The organism is Enterobacter sp. DTU_2021_1002640_1_SI_PRY_ASU_LCPMC_013 (assembly GCF_032389435.1).
Lineage (GTDB): Bacteria > Pseudomonadota > Gammaproteobacteria > Enterobacterales > Enterobacteriaceae > Enterobacter > Enterobacter hormaechei_C.
Map to the genome: position 1 here is coordinate 1,734,763 of NZ_CP135594.1, position 17,598 is coordinate 1,752,360.

Consider the following 17,598-nt stretch of genomic DNA (forward strand, 5'->3'; position numbering starts at 1 on the left):
TGGGCATGTTTTGACTGCCCAACCCGTCCGGGTTGGGCATTTTTTTTACACACTTTCTGCCTGTGCGGACAGCACCCGGGCGCTTTCAATCACTCTGATAGCCAGCGCAATGGCACCACACAGGGTTGCCAGAGCCACCACGCCAGACCAGCCTGCCAGCGTATAGATATTGCTGCCTAATGCCGAACCCAGCGCCATTCCGATGAAAATGACGGTAAACAGCAGGGCGTTCAGGCGTCCGCGGGCCTGCGGCTCAAGGCTATAGACCAGGTTCTGGTGGGCCACGAGGCTGGACTGCAAGCCGAGATCGAAACCGACCGCGGAGAGGGCAATCAGGATCAACTGACCGTGTACACCCAGTGCCGGCATCAGGAACATCAGGGCAAACGAGAGGGTCACCAGCGCGGCACCCAGCTGGGTCACTTTACCGGCGCCCAGCTTATCGGCAAGACCACCCACCAGCGGTGCGGCCAGCGCGCCAGCGGCTCCGGCAATACCAAAACCACCCGCTACGGCGCTGCCAAGGTGATACCGTTCCAGCAGCATGACCGCCAGCGTTGACCAGAATGCGCTAAAGGCAATCGACAGAGAACCCTGGGCCAGCGCGGCCCGACGCAGTGCCGGGTAACGACGCCAGAGGTGCTCCATGGAGCGCATCAGCGCCGGGTAGCTCAGCGTGGAGTGAACGGCGAAGCGGGGAAGCAGGGCCCACATCACCACGCCGATAAAGGCAATACTTGCGGCGGCCAGCTGATACATCACCCGCCAGCCAAAGGCCTCACCCACCACGCCGCTCACGGTTCTGGAGAGCAAAATCCCCAGCAGCAGGCCGGTCATCACCGTGCCGACCGTTTTTCCCTGTTTACCTTCCGGCGCGAGGATCGCTGCGGCCGGGACAATATCCTGCGCCATGGTGGCGGCCATGCCAATCAGCAGGCTGGTGAGCAGCAGGGAGTGCAGTTGTCCGGTCAGGCTACAACCCAGCAGGAACAGCGCCAGGGCCGCACTTTTTATCAGGATCAGCGTTCTGCGGTCATGACGATCGCCGAGCGGGAGCAGAAACAGGATGCCTAAGGCATAACCCGCCTGGGTAAGCGTCGGGACCATGCCCATGCCTTCGATGCTCAGATGCAGGTCTGAGCCCATCAGCGGCAGCAGAGGCTGGGCATAATAGATGGATGCCACGCTAAAGCCCGCACCGAGCGCCAGCATTAGGATTACCCAGCGGCTTACGGCCCGGGTGGTGGTTGTGTTCATAAGATGTTCCTCATTCGTCGTGTGCGGCTATTTTTTATCAGTACGCCTTGCGACGGTAGCGGGCGCGGTGGTAAAACGCTTATACGTGTGGCGTATGGGTAAAAATGGTATGAAAAGGTCTGAGCGTATAGATCGGGTAGAACTGATGCGAACGTTTGTTCGCATTGTGGAGGCGGGGTCTCTTTCTGCGGCGGCACGTCAGCTGGCAACAACCCAGGCCACGGTGAGCCGACGGTTGCAGTCGCTTGAGACCATGCTGGGAGTACGCCTGATGCTGCGCACAACCCATACGACCCGGCTGACCGATGACGGCGAACGCTGCTATCAGCATGCCCGACGGGTGATTGACAGCTGGCTGGCGCTGGAAGACGAGGTAGGGCAGACGGAAGATGAACCGGTTGGGGTGCTGAGGGTGCGCGCCCCGCACGCGTTTGGCCAGGATCAGCTTCTGAAACCGTTAACCGAATTTTTACAGCGCTATCCCCAGCTTTCTGTAGAGTGGATGCTCAACGATCGCTCGGTTGATTTCCTCGGCGACAACCTTGACTGTGCTATTCGGGTGGGTGTGGAAGTCGATCCGGCAACCGTGTCCGTGCTGCTGGCTGAAGTGCCGCGCTCGGTGGTGGCTTCACCGGAATTACTGGCCCGTTATCCCGCGGTTAAAACGCCGGAAGATTTGCAACCGCTTCCCTGGATTGCCATCAGCTCTTTTTATCAACGCCATGTGGAGCTTTTCCACGATGCATCATCTGCCCCGGCGCGGGTTACCATTACGCCACGGCTGAGTACCGACAGCCTGTATGTGGCGCGCAATACGGCACTCACCGGGCTGGGCGTGGCGGTGGTATCCAGCTGGACAGTACAGGATGATATTCAGGAAGGACGACTGGTGCATCTACTGCCAGAGTGGCAGCCGGCAGCGTTACCGGTACATCTGGTTTACCCCTGGTCTCGTTATTATCCGGCGCGCTTGCGGCGTTTTCTGGAGCTGATGCGGAAGATAATGCCGGAGGTCACCGGAATGAGAAAGCCCCTGCAATAGCCATAAAAAAGCCGACCCGAAGGTCGGCTTTCAGTCTTAGCGTGCGTTATTCAACAGGCTGAGGACGAGTAGCTGGCGCAGTAGCCATGTGCGTTGCACTGTGACCACCGGCAGCACCTTTGCCTTCGAAGTTGAATGCCGGACGAACCCAGTCGCTATGGCGTGGCGCTTCAGGTACATACTCAGGTGCCGGGGCGCGAGTCATCGGCGCGGTAGCAACGTGAGCAGGCGCTGGAGCGGCAACGACCTCAACCGGCTCGGATTTCACTTCAGCCTCATTGACCTCTTCGACAACAGGCTCAACCTGAATCTCGACGTCCTGAACAACCTCTTCCGTCACCGTTTCGACGGCAACGTCTGCGGGCTCTTCTGCTGTGGAGACTGGTTCAGCTTCCTCCGCGACTTCTTCAGCCACCACGGTATCTTCTTCGGCAATGATCTGCGGGGCGGCATCAACCGGCGCAGCAATCACTTCAGGATGGGTCGTTTCCACTTCCACAGCCTGCGGTGCCGCCGTGTCAACAACTTGCGGTTCAACCACGGTTGCCGCTTCAGTCACGACGTCTTCCACCGCTGCTACCGGTGCAATCACCTCTTCGGTCACAGCCTGTTCTTCAACAGCCTGCTCTGAGCGAGCAACCGGATAACGGATCCAGACTTTACCGGATGCCATCTCAGGTGACGCGCACGCCACGGTCAGCGGCATTGGCGACTGAGTCGGGTAACGCTCGTCACGGTAGCGACGACGACGCTGGCCGCTCACGCGCAGGTGACGTGGAGAACGGCGGGAGCGACGCGGCATACCTGCGTTGTCACGGTTTTCGCTGCTTTCGTCCTGCTCAACCTGATTTTCCACTACGGCTGGCAGGTCAACTTTCGCGACCTGGGTACCCGTTGTGCTTTCTGCTGCTTCAACCGCGATAACGTCGTTTTCTTCCGTCTGAACAGCACCCACACGTACTTTCTGGGCCAGCTGACGCTGCTTGCGACGCGGCATAACCTGAGTACGCTCTTCCTGCTCCGTGTCCTGCTGTTCAACAGGCGCTTCGCGGTTCAGGTTTTTGACTTCCTGCTGGGCCTGGCGTTTCTCGTCGTTACGACGACGGTTACGCTCGCGGCGAGGCTGCTGCTCGTCACGCTGTTTGCTCTTCTCGGACTCATCGCCCGCCTGCTGGCGAATCTCACGATCTTCAACGTTCTGCTGTTGCTTCTCGCGACGGTTGCGACGGTTGTCCTCGCGTTGTTCACGACCTTCGTTGTTCTCGGAACGATTATCACGGCGCTCGTTACGATCGCTACGGTCGTTGCGGTCATTACGATCGCGACGATTGTTCTGACGCTTACGACGGTCCTGCTGACGCTCTGGTTTCGCTTCTTTTGGCGCTTCTTTCGGCTGCTCAGGCTGAACTTCTTCGCCAGCAAACATTTTTTTCAACGCGCCGAAGATGCGGCTCAGGAGACCCGGCTGCTCAGGCTGCGCTTTTGGCGCGGCAGGGGCCGCCTTTTGCACGGCAGGTTTTGCCGCTGGTTTTTCCAGCGTCGCTTCCGGTGGGGCTTCAGGCATGATGAAGGTTGCTAATGCAGGCTGCTCAGGCAGTTTACGCTCGGCAGGCTCTTCATCCGATGGCAGCGCCATTTCTTCTTCATGCAGCTTCGGCAGCAGGTAGCTGAGGGTGCTTGTCTCTTCGCCTTTACGCACGCGCAGCACGTGATAGTGCGGGGTTTGCATCTCGTCGTTTGGCACGATGATGCAGCGAACGCCGCCCTGACGCGCTTCGATTGCGCTCACCGCTGCACGTTTTTCGTTCAGCAGGTAGGAGGCAATCGGCACCGGAACGATGGCGTGAACCTCTTTGGTGTTCTCTTTCAGCGCTTCTTCTTCAATCAGACGCAGAATAGAGAGGGAGAGCGATTCATTGTCACGCACGGTACCCGTACCGGAACAGCGCGGGCAGACGTGATGGCTGGACTCGCCGAGTGACGGGCTCAGACGCTGACGGGACATTTCCAGCAGGCCGAAGCGCGAGATATGGCTAATCTGGATACGTGCGCGATCCTGGCGTACCGCTTCACGCAGACGGTTTTCAACCGCACGCTGGTGGCGAACCGGGGTCATGTCGATGAAGTCGATAACAATCAGACCACCCAGGTCGCGCAGGCGGAGCTGGCGGGCGATTTCATCAGCGGCTTCAAGGTTGGTGTTGAAGGCGGTCTCTTCGATGTCGCCGCCGCGGGTTGCACGCGCGGAGTTGATGTCGATAGCGGTCAGCGCTTCGGTAGTATCGATAACGATAGAACCGCCGGACGGCAGACGCACTTCACGCTGGAAGGCAGACTCGATCTGGGATTCAATCTGATAGTGGCTGAACAGCGGGATTTCACCGGTGTACAGTTTAATTTTGCTGGTGAAATCCGGGCGACCCAGCGCGGCGATGTGCTGGCGAGCCAGCTCAAGCACTTTCGGGTTATCAATCAGAATTTCACCGATGTCCTGACGTAGATAATCACGGAAGGCACGCACAATAACGTTGCTTTCCTGGTGGATCAGGAACGGAGCAGGACGGCTCTCAGCCGCTTTCTTGATGGCTTCCCAGTGCTTCAGACGGAAGCTCAGGTCCCACTGCAACGCTTCGGCAGATTTGCCGACGCCTGCGGTGCGCACGATAAGGCCCATGCCGTCTGGCAGCTCGAGACTTGCCAGCGCTTCTTTCAGCTCGGTACGGTCATCGCCTTCGATACGGCGAGAGATGCCACCCGCACGCGGGTTGTTTGGCATCAATACCAGATAGCTTCCTGCCAGGCTGATAAAGGTGGTCAGTGCGGCACCTTTATTGCCACGCTCTTCTTTATCGATCTGGACGATAACTTCCTGACCTTCACGCAGAACATCTTTAATGTTCGGACGGCCATGGGAGTTGTAGTTTGCAGGAAAATATTCGCGGGCGATTTCTTTGAGAGGAAGGAAACCGTGACGCTCAGCACCGTAATCGACAAATGCAGCTTCAAGGCTTGGTTCAATGCGGGTGATTTTGCCTTTGTAAATGTTCGCTTTTTTCTGTTCGTGTCCAGGACTTTCGATATCCAGATCGTACAGGCGCTGCCCATCCACAAGGGCGACACGCAACTCTTCTTGCTGAGTTGCGTTGATTAACATTCTTTTCATCGTAACTTACTCGTTATTCTTACATTGACGACAAAGCTGCGGGCAAGGTGACGCTTTCCGGGGTATGAACCGATGGCCTCGTGTCTATTCACGTCGCCAACCTCACGGTTGTCGCTCGCTTAAGAGGCGCAGAGTGTCGGTTGCCTGTGTTTCATACGGAAACACAGCGCAATTATCAGGGGAATTGCCTGGGAAAACTCTCCAGAGAACAATCCTTATACCGGGAAGTACTGCAACCCGCAGCCCGCTAACTGCCTGAAAGATCAATACGTCTTACGCCATTGCTGCGTGGATGATCGGTCAGACAAAATTGGTCATTCCGTCGACATCCTTACAAAACCCGGATTTAACGCGGAAAACGGATTCATTATTCCACTGCTCGCCGGGTTATAGCAAGATGACTTTTACCAATTATCACCCGGTTACTCACAGTTTCTTCACTTCAACGGGGTGATTGGTTTAATAACCACCAAATCGATTGCGCGAAAGGGGAGTGGTCCGGATAAAAGTAAATATAAGCATAGAAAAATGAGTGGCGCTAATGTCTGACGCTATTTAGAATCGCCAACCATGAAAACAGAGACTCCAGCCGTAAAAATGGTTGCCATCGCCGACGACGAGGCGGGGCAACGTATCGATAATTTTTTGCGCACCCAGTTGAAGGGCGTGCCAAAAAGTATGATTTATCGCATCTTGCGTAAGGGCGAGGTGCGGGTGAACAAAAAACGCGTGAAGCCAGAGTATAAGCTCGAGGCGGGCGATGAAGTCCGGATTCCACCGGTACGTGTTGCAGAGCGTGAAGAAGAGGTCGTTTCTCCGAAGCTGCAAAAAGTCGCGGCCCTGAGCGACGTTATCCTTTATGAGGACGACCACATTCTGGTGCTGAATAAACCGTCCGGAACGGCGGTACACGGGGGGAGCGGTCTGAGCTTCGGCGTGATTGAAGGGTTACGCGCGCTGCGCCCGGAAGCGCGTTTCCTCGAACTGGTTCACCGTCTTGACCGCGATACCTCTGGCGTGCTGCTGGTGGCGAAAAAACGTTCTGCGCTGCGTTCTTTGCACGAGCAACTTCGTGAAAAAGGGATGCAGAAAGATTACCTGGCGCTGGTTCGCGGCCAGTGGCAGTCCCACGTGAAAGTGGTGCAGGCGCCGCTGCTGAAAAATATTCTGCAAAGCGGCGAGCGCATTGTTCGTGTTAATCAGGAAGGGAAACCGTCTGAGACGCGCTTTAAAGTTGAAGAGCGCTACGAATTCGCCACGCTGGTGCGCTGTAGTCCGGTGACGGGGCGTACCCACCAGATTCGCGTCCATACCCAGTTTGCGGGCCATCCGATTGCGTTTGATGACCGCTATGGCGATCGCGAATTTGATAAGCAGCTGGCGGGAACAGGGCTGTCGCGTCTGTTCCTGCACGCGGCAGCGCTGAAATTTACCCATCCTAATACCGGCGAAGTTATCCGTATTGAAGCGCCGCTGGATGAGCAGCTCAAACGCTGTCTGAAAGTTCTGCGCGGCTAAGGTAAATGTAAAACGGCAATGTATATTGCCGTTTTTTATGTTTGCCCCCTCTCCCTGTGGGAGAGGGCCGGGGTGAGGGCATCAGGCCACAGGGATCACATCGTCAGCGGATTACACTCTTCTCGCCTTAACATCTGGCACAGCGCAATCAGCGGCAACCCCACCAGCGTGTTGGGATCGCGGCCATCGAGCTTGTCGAACAACGCAATCCCTAGTCCTTCACTTTTAAAGCTCCCGGCACAGTTCAGCGGACGTTCCCGACGAACATAATCCATAATCTCCTGCTCGCTAAGATGACGGAAGTGCACATCAAACGGCTCGCACTCGGTTTGCAGATGACCGGAAGCCGAATTATAAAGCGCCAGGCCGGTATAAAAGGTCACGATACCGCCTCGCGCACGCAAAAGTTGCTGGCAGGCGTTTTCTTCCGTATGCGGTTTGCCGGTGATTTCGCCGTCCAGCACACAAACCTGATCGGAGCCTATAATCAGATGTGCGGGGTAACGTACGGCCAGCGACTGTGCTTTCTCTTTCGCGAGACGGGTAACCAGATGACGCGGTGACTCGCCCGGCTGTGGCGTTTCATCCACCTCCGGCGCAGCGCATTCAAACGGGATCCCGAGCTTTTCCAGCAGCATTCGGCGATAAGGTGAAGTGGAAGCAAGGACGAGATTTGGCATATTTTTATCACCAGATATAGCGTATCGATGCCAGCCATTTTAAACTACAGGCCGCAATGTGTGCGAATAATTGGCAAAAGGCAGCTCTGGTTGCCTTTTTCTTTGACTCTATGACGTTACAAAGTTAATATGCGCGCCCTATGCAAAAGGTAAAATTACCCCTGACTCTTGATCCGGTTCGTACGGCTCAAAAACGCCTCGATTACGAAGGAATCTATTCTTCCGATCAGGCTGAGCGTATTGCCGAATCTGTAGTCAGTGTGGACAGTGATGTAGAATGCTCCATGTCGTTCGCTATCGACAACCAGCGTCTCGCCGTGTTAACCGGTGATGCAAAGGTGACGGTAACGCTCGAATGTCAGCGTTGCGGGAAACCGTTTGTACAGCATGTTCACACAACGTATTGTTTTAGTCCGGTTCGTTCTGACGAACAGGCTGAAGCACTCCCGGAAGCGTATGAGCCGATTGAGGTTAACGAATTCGGTGAAATCGATCTTCTGGCGCTGGTTGAAGATGAAGTCATCCTCTCCCTGCCAGTCGTTCCGGTGCATGATTCTGAACACTGTGAAGTGTCCGAGGCGGACATGGTCTTTGGGGAACTGCCTGATGAAGCGCAAAAACCAAACCCATTTGCCGTATTAGCCAGCTTAAAGCGTAAGTAATTGAGGAGTAAGGTCCATGGCCGTACAACAGAATAAACCAACCCGTTCCAAACGTGGCATGCGTCGTTCCCATGACGCGCTGACCGCAGTTACCAGCCTGTCTGTAGACAAGACTTCTGGTGAGAAACACCTGCGTCACCACATCACCGCTGACGGTTTCTACCGCGGCCGCAAGGTTATCACTAAGTAATCACGCGTCAGCGTGATTAGGCTTAGTGAGGAACTTCCCCGTGCAAACGGGGAGTTTACCGAACCAGGCTGCGACGATACCTTGACACGTCTAACCCTGGCGTTAGATGTCATGGGGGGAGATTTTGGCCCTACCGTGACAGTGCCTGCAGCATTGCAGGCACTGAATTCTAATTCGCAACTCACACTTCTTTTAGTCGGTAATCCCGACACAATCACGCCATTACTTGCAAAAGCTGACTTTGAACAACGTTCGCGTCTGCAGATTATTCCTGCGCAGTCAGTTATTGCCAGTGATGTCCGGCCATCGCAGGCTATTCGTAATAGCCGCGGCAGCTCTATGCGAATGGCGCTGGAGCTGGTGAAAGAAGGGCGAGCGCAGGCTTGCGTCAGCGCGGGAAATACTGGCGCGCTGATGGGGCTGTCGAAATTATTGCTCAAGCCGATTGAGGGCATTGAGCGTCCGGCGTTGGTGACGGTATTACCGCATCAGCAGAAGGGCAAAACGGTGGTGCTGGATCTGGGCGCTAACGTGGATTGTGATAGTACAATGCTGGCTCAGTTTGCCGTTATGGGGTCGGTGCTGGCTGAAGACGTGGTCGGGATTAACAATCCCCGCGTTGCTTTACTGAATATTGGTGAAGAAGAGACCAAAGGCCTGGACAGTATCCGCGACGCTGCGGAAATACTCAAACAGGTCCCCTCCATCAACTATATTGGTTATCTCGAAGCCAATGAGTTGCTGACGGGCAAAACGGATGTATTAGTGTGTGATGGCTTCACCGGAAACGTGACGTTGAAGACCATGGAAGGGGTCGTACGAATGTTCCTTTCTCTGCTGAAATCGCAGGGAGAAGGTAAAAAAAGGTCCTGGTGGCTGATTTTATTAAAGCGTTGGTTACAAAAAAGCCTGACGCGGCGATTCAGTCACCTCAACCCCGACCAGTATAATGGCGCCTGTCTGTTAGGATTGCGCGGCATCGTGATTAAGAGTCATGGCGCCGCCAATCAGCGAGCATTTACCGTCGCGATTGAACAGGCAGTGCAGGCGGTGCAGCGACAAGTCCCTCAGCGGATTGCCGCTCGCCTGGGATCTGTATTAGCTAAAAGTGACTGAGCGTACATGTATACGAAGATTTTAGGTACCGGCAGCTACCTGCCAAAACAAGTGCGTACCAACGCCGATCTTGAAAAAATGGTAGATACGTCTGACGAGTGGATTGTCACGCGCACAGGTATCCGTGAACGTCGTATCGCCGCGCCAGACGAAACTGTGTCCACCATGGGCTACGAAGCCGCTCAGCGAGCGCTTGAGATGGCTGGCATTGATAAAGAACAGATCGGGCTTATTGTGGTGGCGACCACCTCTGCCACGCATGCCTTCCCAAGCGCAGCGTGCCAGGTGCAGAACATGCTCGGCATCAAAGGCTGCCCGGCATTTGATGTTGCAGCAGCGTGCGCGGGTTTCACCTATGCGCTGAGCATTGCCGATCAGTATGTAAAATCGGGCGCCGTAAAATATGCGCTGGTGATCGGCGCTGATGTGCTGGCGCGTACCTGCGATCCAACCGATCGCGGCACGATCATTATTTTTGGCGATGGCGCGGGCGCGGTGCTGCTGGGGCAGTCCGAAGAGCCGGGCATCATCTCCACGCACCTGCATGCCGATGGCCGCTACGGCGAGCTGTTAACGCTGCCTAACGCCGATCGCGTTAATCCGGACAGTTCGATTTACCTGACAATGGCAGGTAACGAAGTGTTTAAAGTGGCCGTGACTGAACTGGCTCACATCGTTGATGAGACGCTGGAAGCGAACAATCTGGACCGCGCCGCACTCGACTGGCTGGTACCGCATCAGGCGAACCTGCGTATCATCAGCGCGACGGCGAAGAAGCTGGGCATGTCTATGGATAACGTTGTGGTGACGCTTGATCGCCACGGCAACACCTCTGCGGCATCGGTACCGTGCGCATTTGACGAAGCGGTACGCGATGGACGAATTAAACGGGGCCAACTGGTCTTGCTTGAAGCCTTTGGTGGCGGTTTCACCTGGGGTTCCGCGCTGGTTCGTTTCTAGGATAAGGATTAAAAAATGACGCAATTTGCTTTTGTGTTCCCGGGACAGGGCTCGCAAACTGTTGGGATGTTGTCTGAAATGGCAGCAAACTATCCGGTTATTGAAGAGACTTTCCGTGAAGCCTCTGACGCGCTGGGTTATGATCTGTGGGCGCTGACCCAACAGGGCCCCGCTGAAGAGCTGAACAAAACCTGGCAGACTCAACCGGCACTGCTGGCAGCCTCCGTCGCATTGTGGCGCGTATGGCAGCAGCAGGGCGGCAAAGCGCCGACGCTGATGGCGGGTCATAGCCTGGGTGAATACTCTGCGCTGGTCTGCGCAGGGGTGATTGCCTTCGCTGACGCGGTACGCCTGGTTGAATTGCGTGGTAAATTCATGCAGGAAGCGGTGCCAGAGGGCACGGGCGGCATGTCTGCCATCATCGGTCTGGATGATGCTTCTATCGCTAAAGCCTGTGAAGAATCTGCTGAAGGTCAGGTCGTTTCTCCGGTAAACTTTAACTCGCCAGGCCAGGTGGTTATCGCGGGTCATAAAGAAGCGGTTGAGCGTGCAGGCGCTGCCTGTAAAGCTGCGGGCGCAAAACGTGCACTGCCCCTGCCGGTGAGCGTACCGTCTCACTGCGCGCTGATGAAGCCCGCTGCCGATAAGCTGGCGGTTGAGCTGGAAAAAATGACCTTTAACGCACCGACGATTTCCGTTGTGAATAACGTCGATGTGCAGTGCGAAACCGCGCCGGAGGCTATCCGTAACGCGCTGGTTCGCCAGCTCTACAGCCCGGTTCAGTGGACTAAAACCGTTGAATTTATGGCGTCTCAGGGCGTTGAACATCTGTATGAAGTTGGTCCAGGTAAAGTACTTACCGGTCTGACAAAACGTATTGTAGACACCCTGACTGCCTCGGCGATTAACGAGCCGGAAGCCATGAAAGCGGCACTCTCGCAATAAAAGAGGAATACCATGAGTTTTGAAGGAAAAATTGCCCTGGTGACCGGCGCAAGCCGCGGTATTGGGCGCGCTATTGCTGAAACACTGGTTGCGCGCGGCGCGACGGTGATCGGGACTGCGACCAGTGAGAATGGCGCACAGGCCATCAGCGACTATTTGGGTGCGAACGGTAAAGGTCTGGTACTGAATGTGACTGAACCAGCATCTATCGAATCTGTTCTGGAAAATATTCGCGCAGAGTTTGGCGAAGTGGATATTCTGGTCAATAATGCCGGGATCACTCGCGACAACCTGCTGATGCGAATGAAAGACGACGAGTGGAACGATATTATCGAAACCAACCTGTCATCTGTATTCCGTCTGTCAAAAGCGGTAATGCGCGCTATGATGAAAAAGCGTCATGGTCGTATTATCACTGTAGGTTCTGTGGTTGGTACCATGGGAAATGCTGGTCAGGCTAACTACGCTGCGGCGAAAGCAGGTCTGATCGGTTTCAGTAAGTCGCTGGCGCGTGAAGTCGCGTCCCGCGGAATTACTGTAAACGTTGTTGCTCCGGGCTTTATTGAAACGGACATGACGCGTGCGCTGACTGATGAGCAGCGTGCGGGTACGCTGGCGGCAGTTCCTGCGGGTCGTCTTGGCGACCCTAAAGAAATCGCCAGCGCGGTTGCATTTTTAGCCTCTGACGAAGCGGGTTACATCACTGGTGAAACCCTCCACGTCAACGGCGGGATGTACATGGTTTAATCACGATCGAAAATATTTGCGTTATTTGGGCAAATGGCCTCAAAATAACGTAAAATCGTGGTAAGACCTGCCGGGATTTAGTTGCAAATTTTTCAACATTTTATACACTACGAAAACCATCGCGAAAGCGAGTTTTGATAGGAAATTTAAGAGTATGAGCACTATCGAAGAACGCGTTAAGAAAATTATCGGCGAACAGCTGGGCGTTAAGCAGGAAGAAGTTGTGAACTCCGCTTCCTTTGTTGAAGACCTGGGCGCAGATTCTCTTGACACCGTTGAGCTGGTAATGGCTCTGGAAGAAGAGTTTGATACTGAGATTCCGGACGAAGAAGCTGAGAAAATCACCACCGTTCAGGCTGCCATTGATTACATCAACGGTCACCAGGCGTAAGTGAACATCTCCAGGCGGTCATTCGACCGCCTGAGTTTTATCTTTTGTTGTCCCACGAATCTCTTTTTTTATCCCTCCCTGGAGGACAAGCGTGTCTAAGCGTCGTGTAGTTGTGACCGGACTTGGCATGTTGTCTCCTGTCGGCAATACCGTAGAGTCCACCTGGAAAGCTCTCCTTGCCGGTCAGAGCGGCATCAGCCTAATCGACCATTTCGATACTAGCGCCTATGCAACGAAATTTGCTGGCTTAGTAAAGGATTTTAACTGTGAAGAGATCATCTCGCGCAAAGAACAGCGCAAGATGGATGCCTTCATTCAATATGGAATTGTCGCTGGCGTTCAGGCCATGCAGGATTCTGGCCTTGAGATTACGGAAGAGAACGCGACCCGTATCGGCGCCGCTATCGGCTCCGGGATTGGCGGTCTTGGTCTGATTGAAGAAAACCATACATCTCTGATGAATGGCGGCCCGCGTAAAATCAGCCCGTTCTTCGTTCCGTCTACGATTGTCAACATGGTGGCAGGTCACCTGACCATTATGTTCGGCCTGCGTGGCCCAAGCATCTCAATCGCGACAGCCTGTACGTCTGGCGTGCATAACATCGGCCAGGCCGCGCGTATCATTGCGTACGGCGATGCAGATGCTATGGTTGCGGGCGGCGCTGAAAAAGCCAGTACCCCGCTGGGCGTCGGTGGCTTCGGTGCAGCGCGTGCGCTCTCTACCCGAAACGATAATCCCCAGGCGGCGAGCCGTCCGTGGGATAAAGATCGTGATGGTTTCGTGCTGGGTGACGGTGCAGGCATGATCGTACTGGAAGAGTACGAACACGCGAAAAAACGTGGCGCAAAAATTTATGCTGAAGTTGTTGGCTTTGGCATGAGCAGCGATGCTTATCACATGACGTCTCCTCCAGAGAACGGTGCAGGCGCTGCGCTGGCGATGGAAAACGCCATCCGCGATGCGGGCATTACGCCGGCACAGATTGGCTACGTTAACGCCCATGGGACGTCTACCCCTGCGGGCGATAAAGCAGAAGCGCAGGCTGTTAAGTCTATCTTCGGCGAATCTGCTGGCCGCGTAATGGTAAGCTCCACGAAATCCATGACCGGTCACCTGCTGGGTGCTGCGGGAGCAGTAGAGTCAATCTACTCTATTCTCGCGCTGCGCGATCAGGCGGTACCGCCAACCATCAACCTGGATAATCCGGATGAAGGTTGCGATCTGGACTTCGTTCCTCACGAAGCACGCCAGGTTAGCGGTATGGAGTATACCCTGTGTAACTCCTTCGGCTTCGGTGGGACTAACGGTTCTCTGATCTTCAAAAAGGTCTGAGTCTGGTTAGTCGCTGACGATAAAAAAGGTCCGCTTGCCGGGCCTTTTTTATTAGGTGAAATCCCCTTGTCCGGCTGCTCACATCCTGCCAGACTGAGCCTCCACGCATAAGGAGCCACCATGTTTTTAATTAATGGCCTTGAGCAAGAAACGCTGCCGGCAAGCGACAGGGCGACCCAGTTTGGCGATGGCTGTTTCACGACTGCGCGTATTCTCGACGGTGGCGTGTGTCTGCTCGGGGCCCATATCCTTCGTTTACAAAAAGCCTGCGAAGTATTACTGATCCCCTTCTCGCAGTGGGACATTCTTGAAAGTGAAATGCGTCGGCTGGCGTCAGATAAAGCAAGCGGCGTCCTGAAAGTCATTATTAGCCGCGGGAGCGGTGGCCGGGGCTATAGCGGTTCTGCCTGTCTGCATCCTACGCGGGTCCTTTCCGTTTCAGATTATCCTTCCCATTATGCGCACTGGCGTGAAGAGGGCGTAGCCCTGGCGTTAAGTCCGGTACGTCTGGGGCGAAACCCGATGCTCGCTGGCATAAAACATCTCAACCGCCTTGAACAGGTGCTTATTCGTACTCATCTTGAGCAGACGGAGGCCGGGGAGGCGCTGGTTCTTGACAGCGAAGGGTACATTACGGAATGCTGTGCGGCTAATTTACTCTGGCGGAAGGGCAGTGACGTGTTCACGCCTTCGCTGGAGCAGGCCGGCGTCAACGGTATTATGCGGCAGTTTTGTCTGCACCAGCTGGCACGCGCAGGCTTTCGCGTTGTCGAAGTCCACGCTAAGGAAGAGGCGCTGCTGGCTGCCGATGAAGTTGTTATCTGCAATGCGCTGATGCCCGTTGTCCCCGTTCGCGCTTATGGCCGCAAATGCTGGTCATCCCGCGAGCTGTTCCAGTTTCTGGCCCCGTTATGTGAGCAAACCAGGTAGTCATGAAGAAAATGTTACGCTTTGTCCTCCTTCTTATCGTTGCGTTCGGTATCGCTGGCGGAGCGGGAGTGTGGAAAGTCCGTCAGCTGGCGGAGAGTCAGATCCTGATAAAAGACGAGACGATTTTTACCCTGAAAGCGGGGACCGGGCGGCAGGCGCTTGGTCAGCAGCTGTATAACGACAAAATTATCAATCGCCCACGCGTATTCCAGTGGCTGCTGCGTATTGAACCGGACCTGTCCCATTTCAAGGCCGGCACCTATCGCTTTACCCCTGGCATGACCGTGCGCGAGATGCTGCAACTGCTGGAGAGTGGTAAAGAAGCCCAGTTCCCGCTGCGTTTTGTGGAAGGTATGCGTCTGAGCGATTACCTCAGGCAGCTGCGGGACGCGCCATACATTAAGCATACGCTGAAAGATGACCGCTACCAGACCGTGGCAGACGCCTTAAAATTCGAACATCCCGAGTGGGTGGAAGGCTGGTTCTGGCCCGATACGTGGATGTATACGGCAGGCACGACGGATGTGGCCATTCTGAAGCGCGCGCACAACAAAATGGTCGCGGCGGTAGACGCTGCCTGGAAAGGGCGAGCAGAGGGCTTGCCTTATAAAGATCAAAACCAGTTCATGACGATGGCCTCGATCATCGAGAAAGAGACGGCCGTTGCTGCCGAACGTGACCAGGTTGCCTCGGTGTTTATTAACCGTCTGCGCATCGGCATGCGTTTGCAAACCGATCCTACCGTCATCTACGGCATGGGCGAAAACTACAACGGCAGGATTTCCAGAAAAGATCTGGAGACGCCAACGGCGTATAATACCTACGTGATTAGCGGCCTGCCGCCTGGACCGATCGCGACGCCGAGTGAAGCATCGTTGAAGGCCGCCGCGCACCCGGCCAAAACGCCGTATCTCTATTTTGTGGCTGACGGAAAAGGGGGGCATACGTTTAATACCAACCTGGCCAGCCACAATCGCTCCGTTCAGGACTATCTGAAGGCACTTAAGGAAAAAAATGCGCAGTAAATACATTGTCATTGAGGGACTCGAAGGGGCGGGAAAAACAACTGCCCGTAACGTGGTGGTGGATACGCTTACGTCGCTTGGCGTCGCCGACATGGTCTTCACCCGCGAGCCGGGCGGTACGCAGCTGGCGGAAAAACTGCGCAGCCTGGTTCTGGATATCAAATCCGTTGGCGATGAAGTTATTACCGACAAAGCGGAAGTGCTGATGTTCTATGCGGCGCGCGTTCAGCTGGTGGAGACGGTGATCAAACCCGCTCTGGCAGAAGGGAAATGGGTGATCGGCGATCGCCACGATCTCTCAACCCAGGCGTATCAGGGCGGTGGCCGGGGTATCGATCAGGCCATGCTGGCTACGCTTCGCGACGCGGTTCTGGGCGATTTCCGTCCTGACCTGACGCTGTATCTGGACGTGACCCCAGAGGTGGGCCTGAAGCGCGCCCGTGCCCGCGGCGAACTGGACCGCATTGAACAGGAGTCTTTTGATTTCTTTAACCGCACCCGTGCGCGTTATCTGGAACTGGCCGGGCAGGACAAGACCATTCGCACCATCGATGCGACGCAATCCCTTGAAGACGTTACGCGTGATATTCAGCAGACCGTTACGCAGTGGCTACAGGAGCAGCAGGCATGAAATGGTATCCATGGTTGCGCCCACACTTTGAACAGCTGATCGGCAGCTATCAGGTTGGTCGGGGGCATCATGCGTTACTGATCCAGGCGCTGCCGGGAATGGGTGATGATGCGTTGATTTACGCCATAACCCGCTTTCTGATGTGCCAACAGCCGGAAGGACATAAAAGCTGCGGTAAATGCCGGGGTTGCCAGCTCATGCAGGCGGGCACGCATCCAGACTATTACACCCTCGAACCCGAGAAGGGCAAAAATACGCTCGGTATCGACGCGGTGCGTGAGGTCAGTGAGAAACTGTACGAATATGCGCGTCTGGGGGGGGCGAAAGTGGTGTGGCTGAAAGACGCTGCGCTGCTCACGGAAGCCGCAGCCAACGCCCTGTTAAAAACCCTGGAAGAGCCGCCAGAGAATACCTGGTTTTTCCTCTCCTGCCGCGAGCCGGAACGCTTGCTGGCGACGCTGCGCAGTCGCTGCCGTCTTCACCACCTCGCTGTCCCTCAGGAATCCTGGGCGCTCGCCTGGCTTGAGCGAGAAGTGACGGTGTCACCAGATGCGGCGCGTTCGGCGTTGCGCCTGTGCAGCGGTGCGCCTGCGGCTGCGCTGGCCTTATTGCAGCCGGAGGTGTGGTCCCAGCGTGAAACGCTGTGTCGTGCGGTTGAATCAGCCCTCGACAGCCATGACTGGCTGAGCGTGCTGCCAGCGCTGAACAGCGATCAGGCTCCTGAACGGCTGCACTGGCTGGCCGCACTGCTGCTGGATGCGCTCAAAATCCAGCAGGGGGCGACGCTTCTGACTAACCCTGACGTGTGGGCGCTGGTCACCACGCTGGCGAATCGCCTGTCAGGGCAGTCGCTTCACGCAATCCTTCATGATATCTGCCAGAGTCGTGAACAACTTTTGACGGTAACCGGTCTCAATCGCGAGCTTTTACTGACCGACCAGTTACTGCGTATCGAACACTACCTGCAACCGGGTGTCATACCGCCGGTTTCCCACCTCTGAGAGAGAC

At 55.5% G+C, this 17,598-nt stretch carries 17 protein-coding genes; 14 read left to right on the plus strand and 3 right to left on the minus strand.

Annotation, left to right across the window (positions count from 1 at the left end):
• Positions 1-45: 45 nt before the first annotated feature.
• Positions 46-1,257, minus strand: a complete 1,212-nt coding sequence (locus RS584_RS08230) for an MFS transporter (protein WP_315749307.1) — start codon at positions 1,255-1,257, stop codon at positions 46-48.
• Positions 1,258-1,351: 94 nt separating this feature from the next.
• Here RS584_RS08230 and RS584_RS08235 point away from each other — a divergent pair, with 94 nt between their 5' ends.
• Positions 1,352-2,299, plus strand: a complete 948-nt coding sequence (locus tag RS584_RS08235) for a LysR family transcriptional regulator (protein ID WP_315749309.1) — start codon at positions 1,352-1,354, stop codon at positions 2,297-2,299.
• Between the two features lie 46 nt (positions 2,300-2,345).
• Here the strand turns inward: RS584_RS08235 and rne are convergent, their stop codons facing one another.
• Entirely contained in the window at positions 2,346-5,462 is a 3,117-nt protein-coding gene (gene rne / locus RS584_RS08240; RefSeq protein ID WP_315749311.1) for a ribonuclease E, read from the minus strand.
• A gap of 570 nt (positions 5,463-6,032) precedes the next feature.
• Here rne and rluC point away from each other — a divergent pair.
• Positions 6,033-6,980 carry a 23S rRNA pseudouridine(955/2504/2580) synthase RluC gene (gene rluC, locus RS584_RS08245; RefSeq protein WP_003857970.1) on the plus strand — a complete coding sequence of 316 codons (948 nt, stop codon included), beginning with the start codon at positions 6,033-6,035 and terminating at the stop codon, positions 6,978-6,980.
• 95 nt (positions 6,981-7,075) lie between these two features.
• On the opposite strand, the gene RS584_RS08250 is transcribed toward rluC, so the two are convergent.
• On the minus strand, positions 7,076-7,660 hold the full coding sequence (locus RS584_RS08250; protein ID WP_017693639.1) for a Maf family protein: 585 nt from the start codon (positions 7,658-7,660) through the stop codon (positions 7,076-7,078).
• A 140-nt stretch (positions 7,661-7,800) separates the two neighbouring features.
• Between RS584_RS08250 and yceD the strand changes: the two genes are divergently transcribed.
• The 12 genes from yceD to holB all read left to right on the plus strand — a co-directional run bounded on the left by yceD (position 7,801) and on the right by holB (position 17,591).
• Positions 7,801-8,322, plus strand: coding sequence for a 23S rRNA accumulation protein YceD (gene yceD, locus RS584_RS08255; protein WP_003857966.1), 522 nt, complete (start codon positions 7,801-7,803; stop codon positions 8,320-8,322).
• 16 nt (positions 8,323-8,338) lie between these two features.
• Positions 8,339-8,512, plus strand: a complete 174-nt coding sequence (gene rpmF / locus RS584_RS08260) for a 50S ribosomal protein L32 (RefSeq protein ID WP_003857964.1) — start codon at positions 8,339-8,341, stop codon at positions 8,510-8,512.
• Positions 8,513-8,593: 81 nt separating this feature from the next.
• Positions 8,594-9,628, plus strand: coding sequence for a phosphate acyltransferase PlsX (plsX, locus tag RS584_RS08265; RefSeq protein ID WP_315749313.1), 1,035 nt, complete (start codon positions 8,594-8,596; stop codon positions 9,626-9,628).
• A gap of 6 nt (positions 9,629-9,634) precedes the next feature.
• Positions 9,635-10,588 carry a beta-ketoacyl-ACP synthase III gene (locus RS584_RS08270; protein ID WP_003857960.1) on the plus strand — a complete coding sequence of 318 codons (954 nt, stop codon included), beginning with the start codon at positions 9,635-9,637 and terminating at the stop codon, positions 10,586-10,588.
• Positions 10,589-10,603: 15 nt separating this feature from the next.
• Positions 10,604-11,533: an ACP S-malonyltransferase gene (gene fabD / locus RS584_RS08275; protein WP_015570824.1), complete on the plus strand. Its 930-nt coding sequence runs from the start codon at positions 10,604-10,606 to the stop codon at positions 11,531-11,533.
• Between the two features lie 12 nt (positions 11,534-11,545).
• Entirely contained in the window at positions 11,546-12,280 is a 735-nt protein-coding gene (fabG, locus tag RS584_RS08280; RefSeq protein ID WP_003857956.1) for a 3-oxoacyl-ACP reductase FabG, read from the plus strand.
• Positions 12,281-12,434: 154 nt separating this feature from the next.
• Entirely contained in the window at positions 12,435-12,671 is a 237-nt protein-coding gene (gene acpP, locus RS584_RS08285; protein ID WP_003857954.1) for an acyl carrier protein, read from the plus strand.
• Between the two features lie 91 nt (positions 12,672-12,762).
• Positions 12,763-14,004: a beta-ketoacyl-ACP synthase II gene (fabF, locus tag RS584_RS08290; RefSeq protein WP_032104090.1), complete on the plus strand. Its 1,242-nt coding sequence runs from the start codon at positions 12,763-12,765 to the stop codon at positions 14,002-14,004.
• 120 nt (positions 14,005-14,124) lie between these two features.
• Entirely contained in the window at positions 14,125-14,934 is an 810-nt protein-coding gene (pabC, locus tag RS584_RS08295) for an aminodeoxychorismate lyase (RefSeq protein WP_315749315.1), read from the plus strand.
• A 2-nt stretch (positions 14,935-14,936) separates the two neighbouring features.
• Positions 14,937-15,959 (plus strand): cell division protein YceG, encoded by a 1,023-nt coding sequence (yceG, locus tag RS584_RS08300; protein ID WP_193041533.1) that lies wholly within the window; start codon positions 14,937-14,939, stop codon positions 15,957-15,959.
• The gene (gene tmk / locus RS584_RS08305) at positions 15,949-16,590 is read left to right on the plus strand and encodes a dTMP kinase (RefSeq protein ID WP_015570821.1); all 642 of its coding nucleotides are present in this window, start codon (positions 15,949-15,951) and stop codon (positions 16,588-16,590) included. Before yceG ends, tmk begins: the two co-directional genes overlap by 11 nt.
• On the plus strand, positions 16,587-17,591 hold the full coding sequence (gene holB / locus RS584_RS08310) for a DNA polymerase III subunit delta' (protein ID WP_032670124.1): 1,005 nt from the start codon (positions 16,587-16,589) through the stop codon (positions 17,589-17,591). The genes tmk and holB overlap by 4 nt, the downstream gene beginning before the upstream one ends.
• Positions 17,592-17,598 lie beyond the last annotated feature (7 nt).

Bases quoted from the DNA above. Each gene is read 5' to 3' on its own strand.
- RS584_RS08230 (WP_315749307.1), bottom strand. From the start codon at position 1,257: ATGAACACAACCACCACCCGGGCCGTAAGCCGCTGGGTAATCCTAATG.
- RS584_RS08235 (WP_315749309.1), top strand. From the start codon at position 1,352: ATGGGTAAAAATGGTATGAAAAGGTCTGAGCGTATAGATCGGGTAGAA.
- rne (WP_315749311.1), bottom strand. From the start codon at position 5,462: ATGAAAAGAATGTTAATCAACGCAACTCAGCAAGAAGAGTTGCGTGTC.
- rluC (WP_003857970.1), top strand. From the start codon at position 6,033: ATGAAAACAGAGACTCCAGCCGTAAAAATGGTTGCCATCGCCGACGAC.
- RS584_RS08250 (WP_017693639.1), bottom strand. From the start codon at position 7,660: ATGCCAAATCTCGTCCTTGCTTCCACTTCACCTTATCGCCGAATGCTG.
- yceD (WP_003857966.1), top strand. From the start codon at position 7,801: ATGCAAAAGGTAAAATTACCCCTGACTCTTGATCCGGTTCGTACGGCT.
- rpmF (WP_003857964.1), top strand. From the start codon at position 8,339: ATGGCCGTACAACAGAATAAACCAACCCGTTCCAAACGTGGCATGCGT.
- RS584_RS08270 (WP_003857960.1), top strand. From the start codon at position 9,635: ATGTATACGAAGATTTTAGGTACCGGCAGCTACCTGCCAAAACAAGTG.
- fabD (WP_015570824.1), top strand. From the start codon at position 10,604: ATGACGCAATTTGCTTTTGTGTTCCCGGGACAGGGCTCGCAAACTGTT.
- fabG (WP_003857956.1), top strand. From the start codon at position 11,546: ATGAGTTTTGAAGGAAAAATTGCCCTGGTGACCGGCGCAAGCCGCGGT.
- acpP (WP_003857954.1), top strand. From the start codon at position 12,435: ATGAGCACTATCGAAGAACGCGTTAAGAAAATTATCGGCGAACAGCTG.
- pabC (WP_315749315.1), top strand. From the start codon at position 14,125: ATGTTTTTAATTAATGGCCTTGAGCAAGAAACGCTGCCGGCAAGCGAC.
- yceG (WP_193041533.1), top strand. From the start codon at position 14,937: ATGAAGAAAATGTTACGCTTTGTCCTCCTTCTTATCGTTGCGTTCGGT.
- tmk (WP_015570821.1), top strand. From the start codon at position 15,949: ATGCGCAGTAAATACATTGTCATTGAGGGACTCGAAGGGGCGGGAAAA.
- holB (WP_032670124.1), top strand. From the start codon at position 16,587: ATGAAATGGTATCCATGGTTGCGCCCACACTTTGAACAGCTGATCGGC.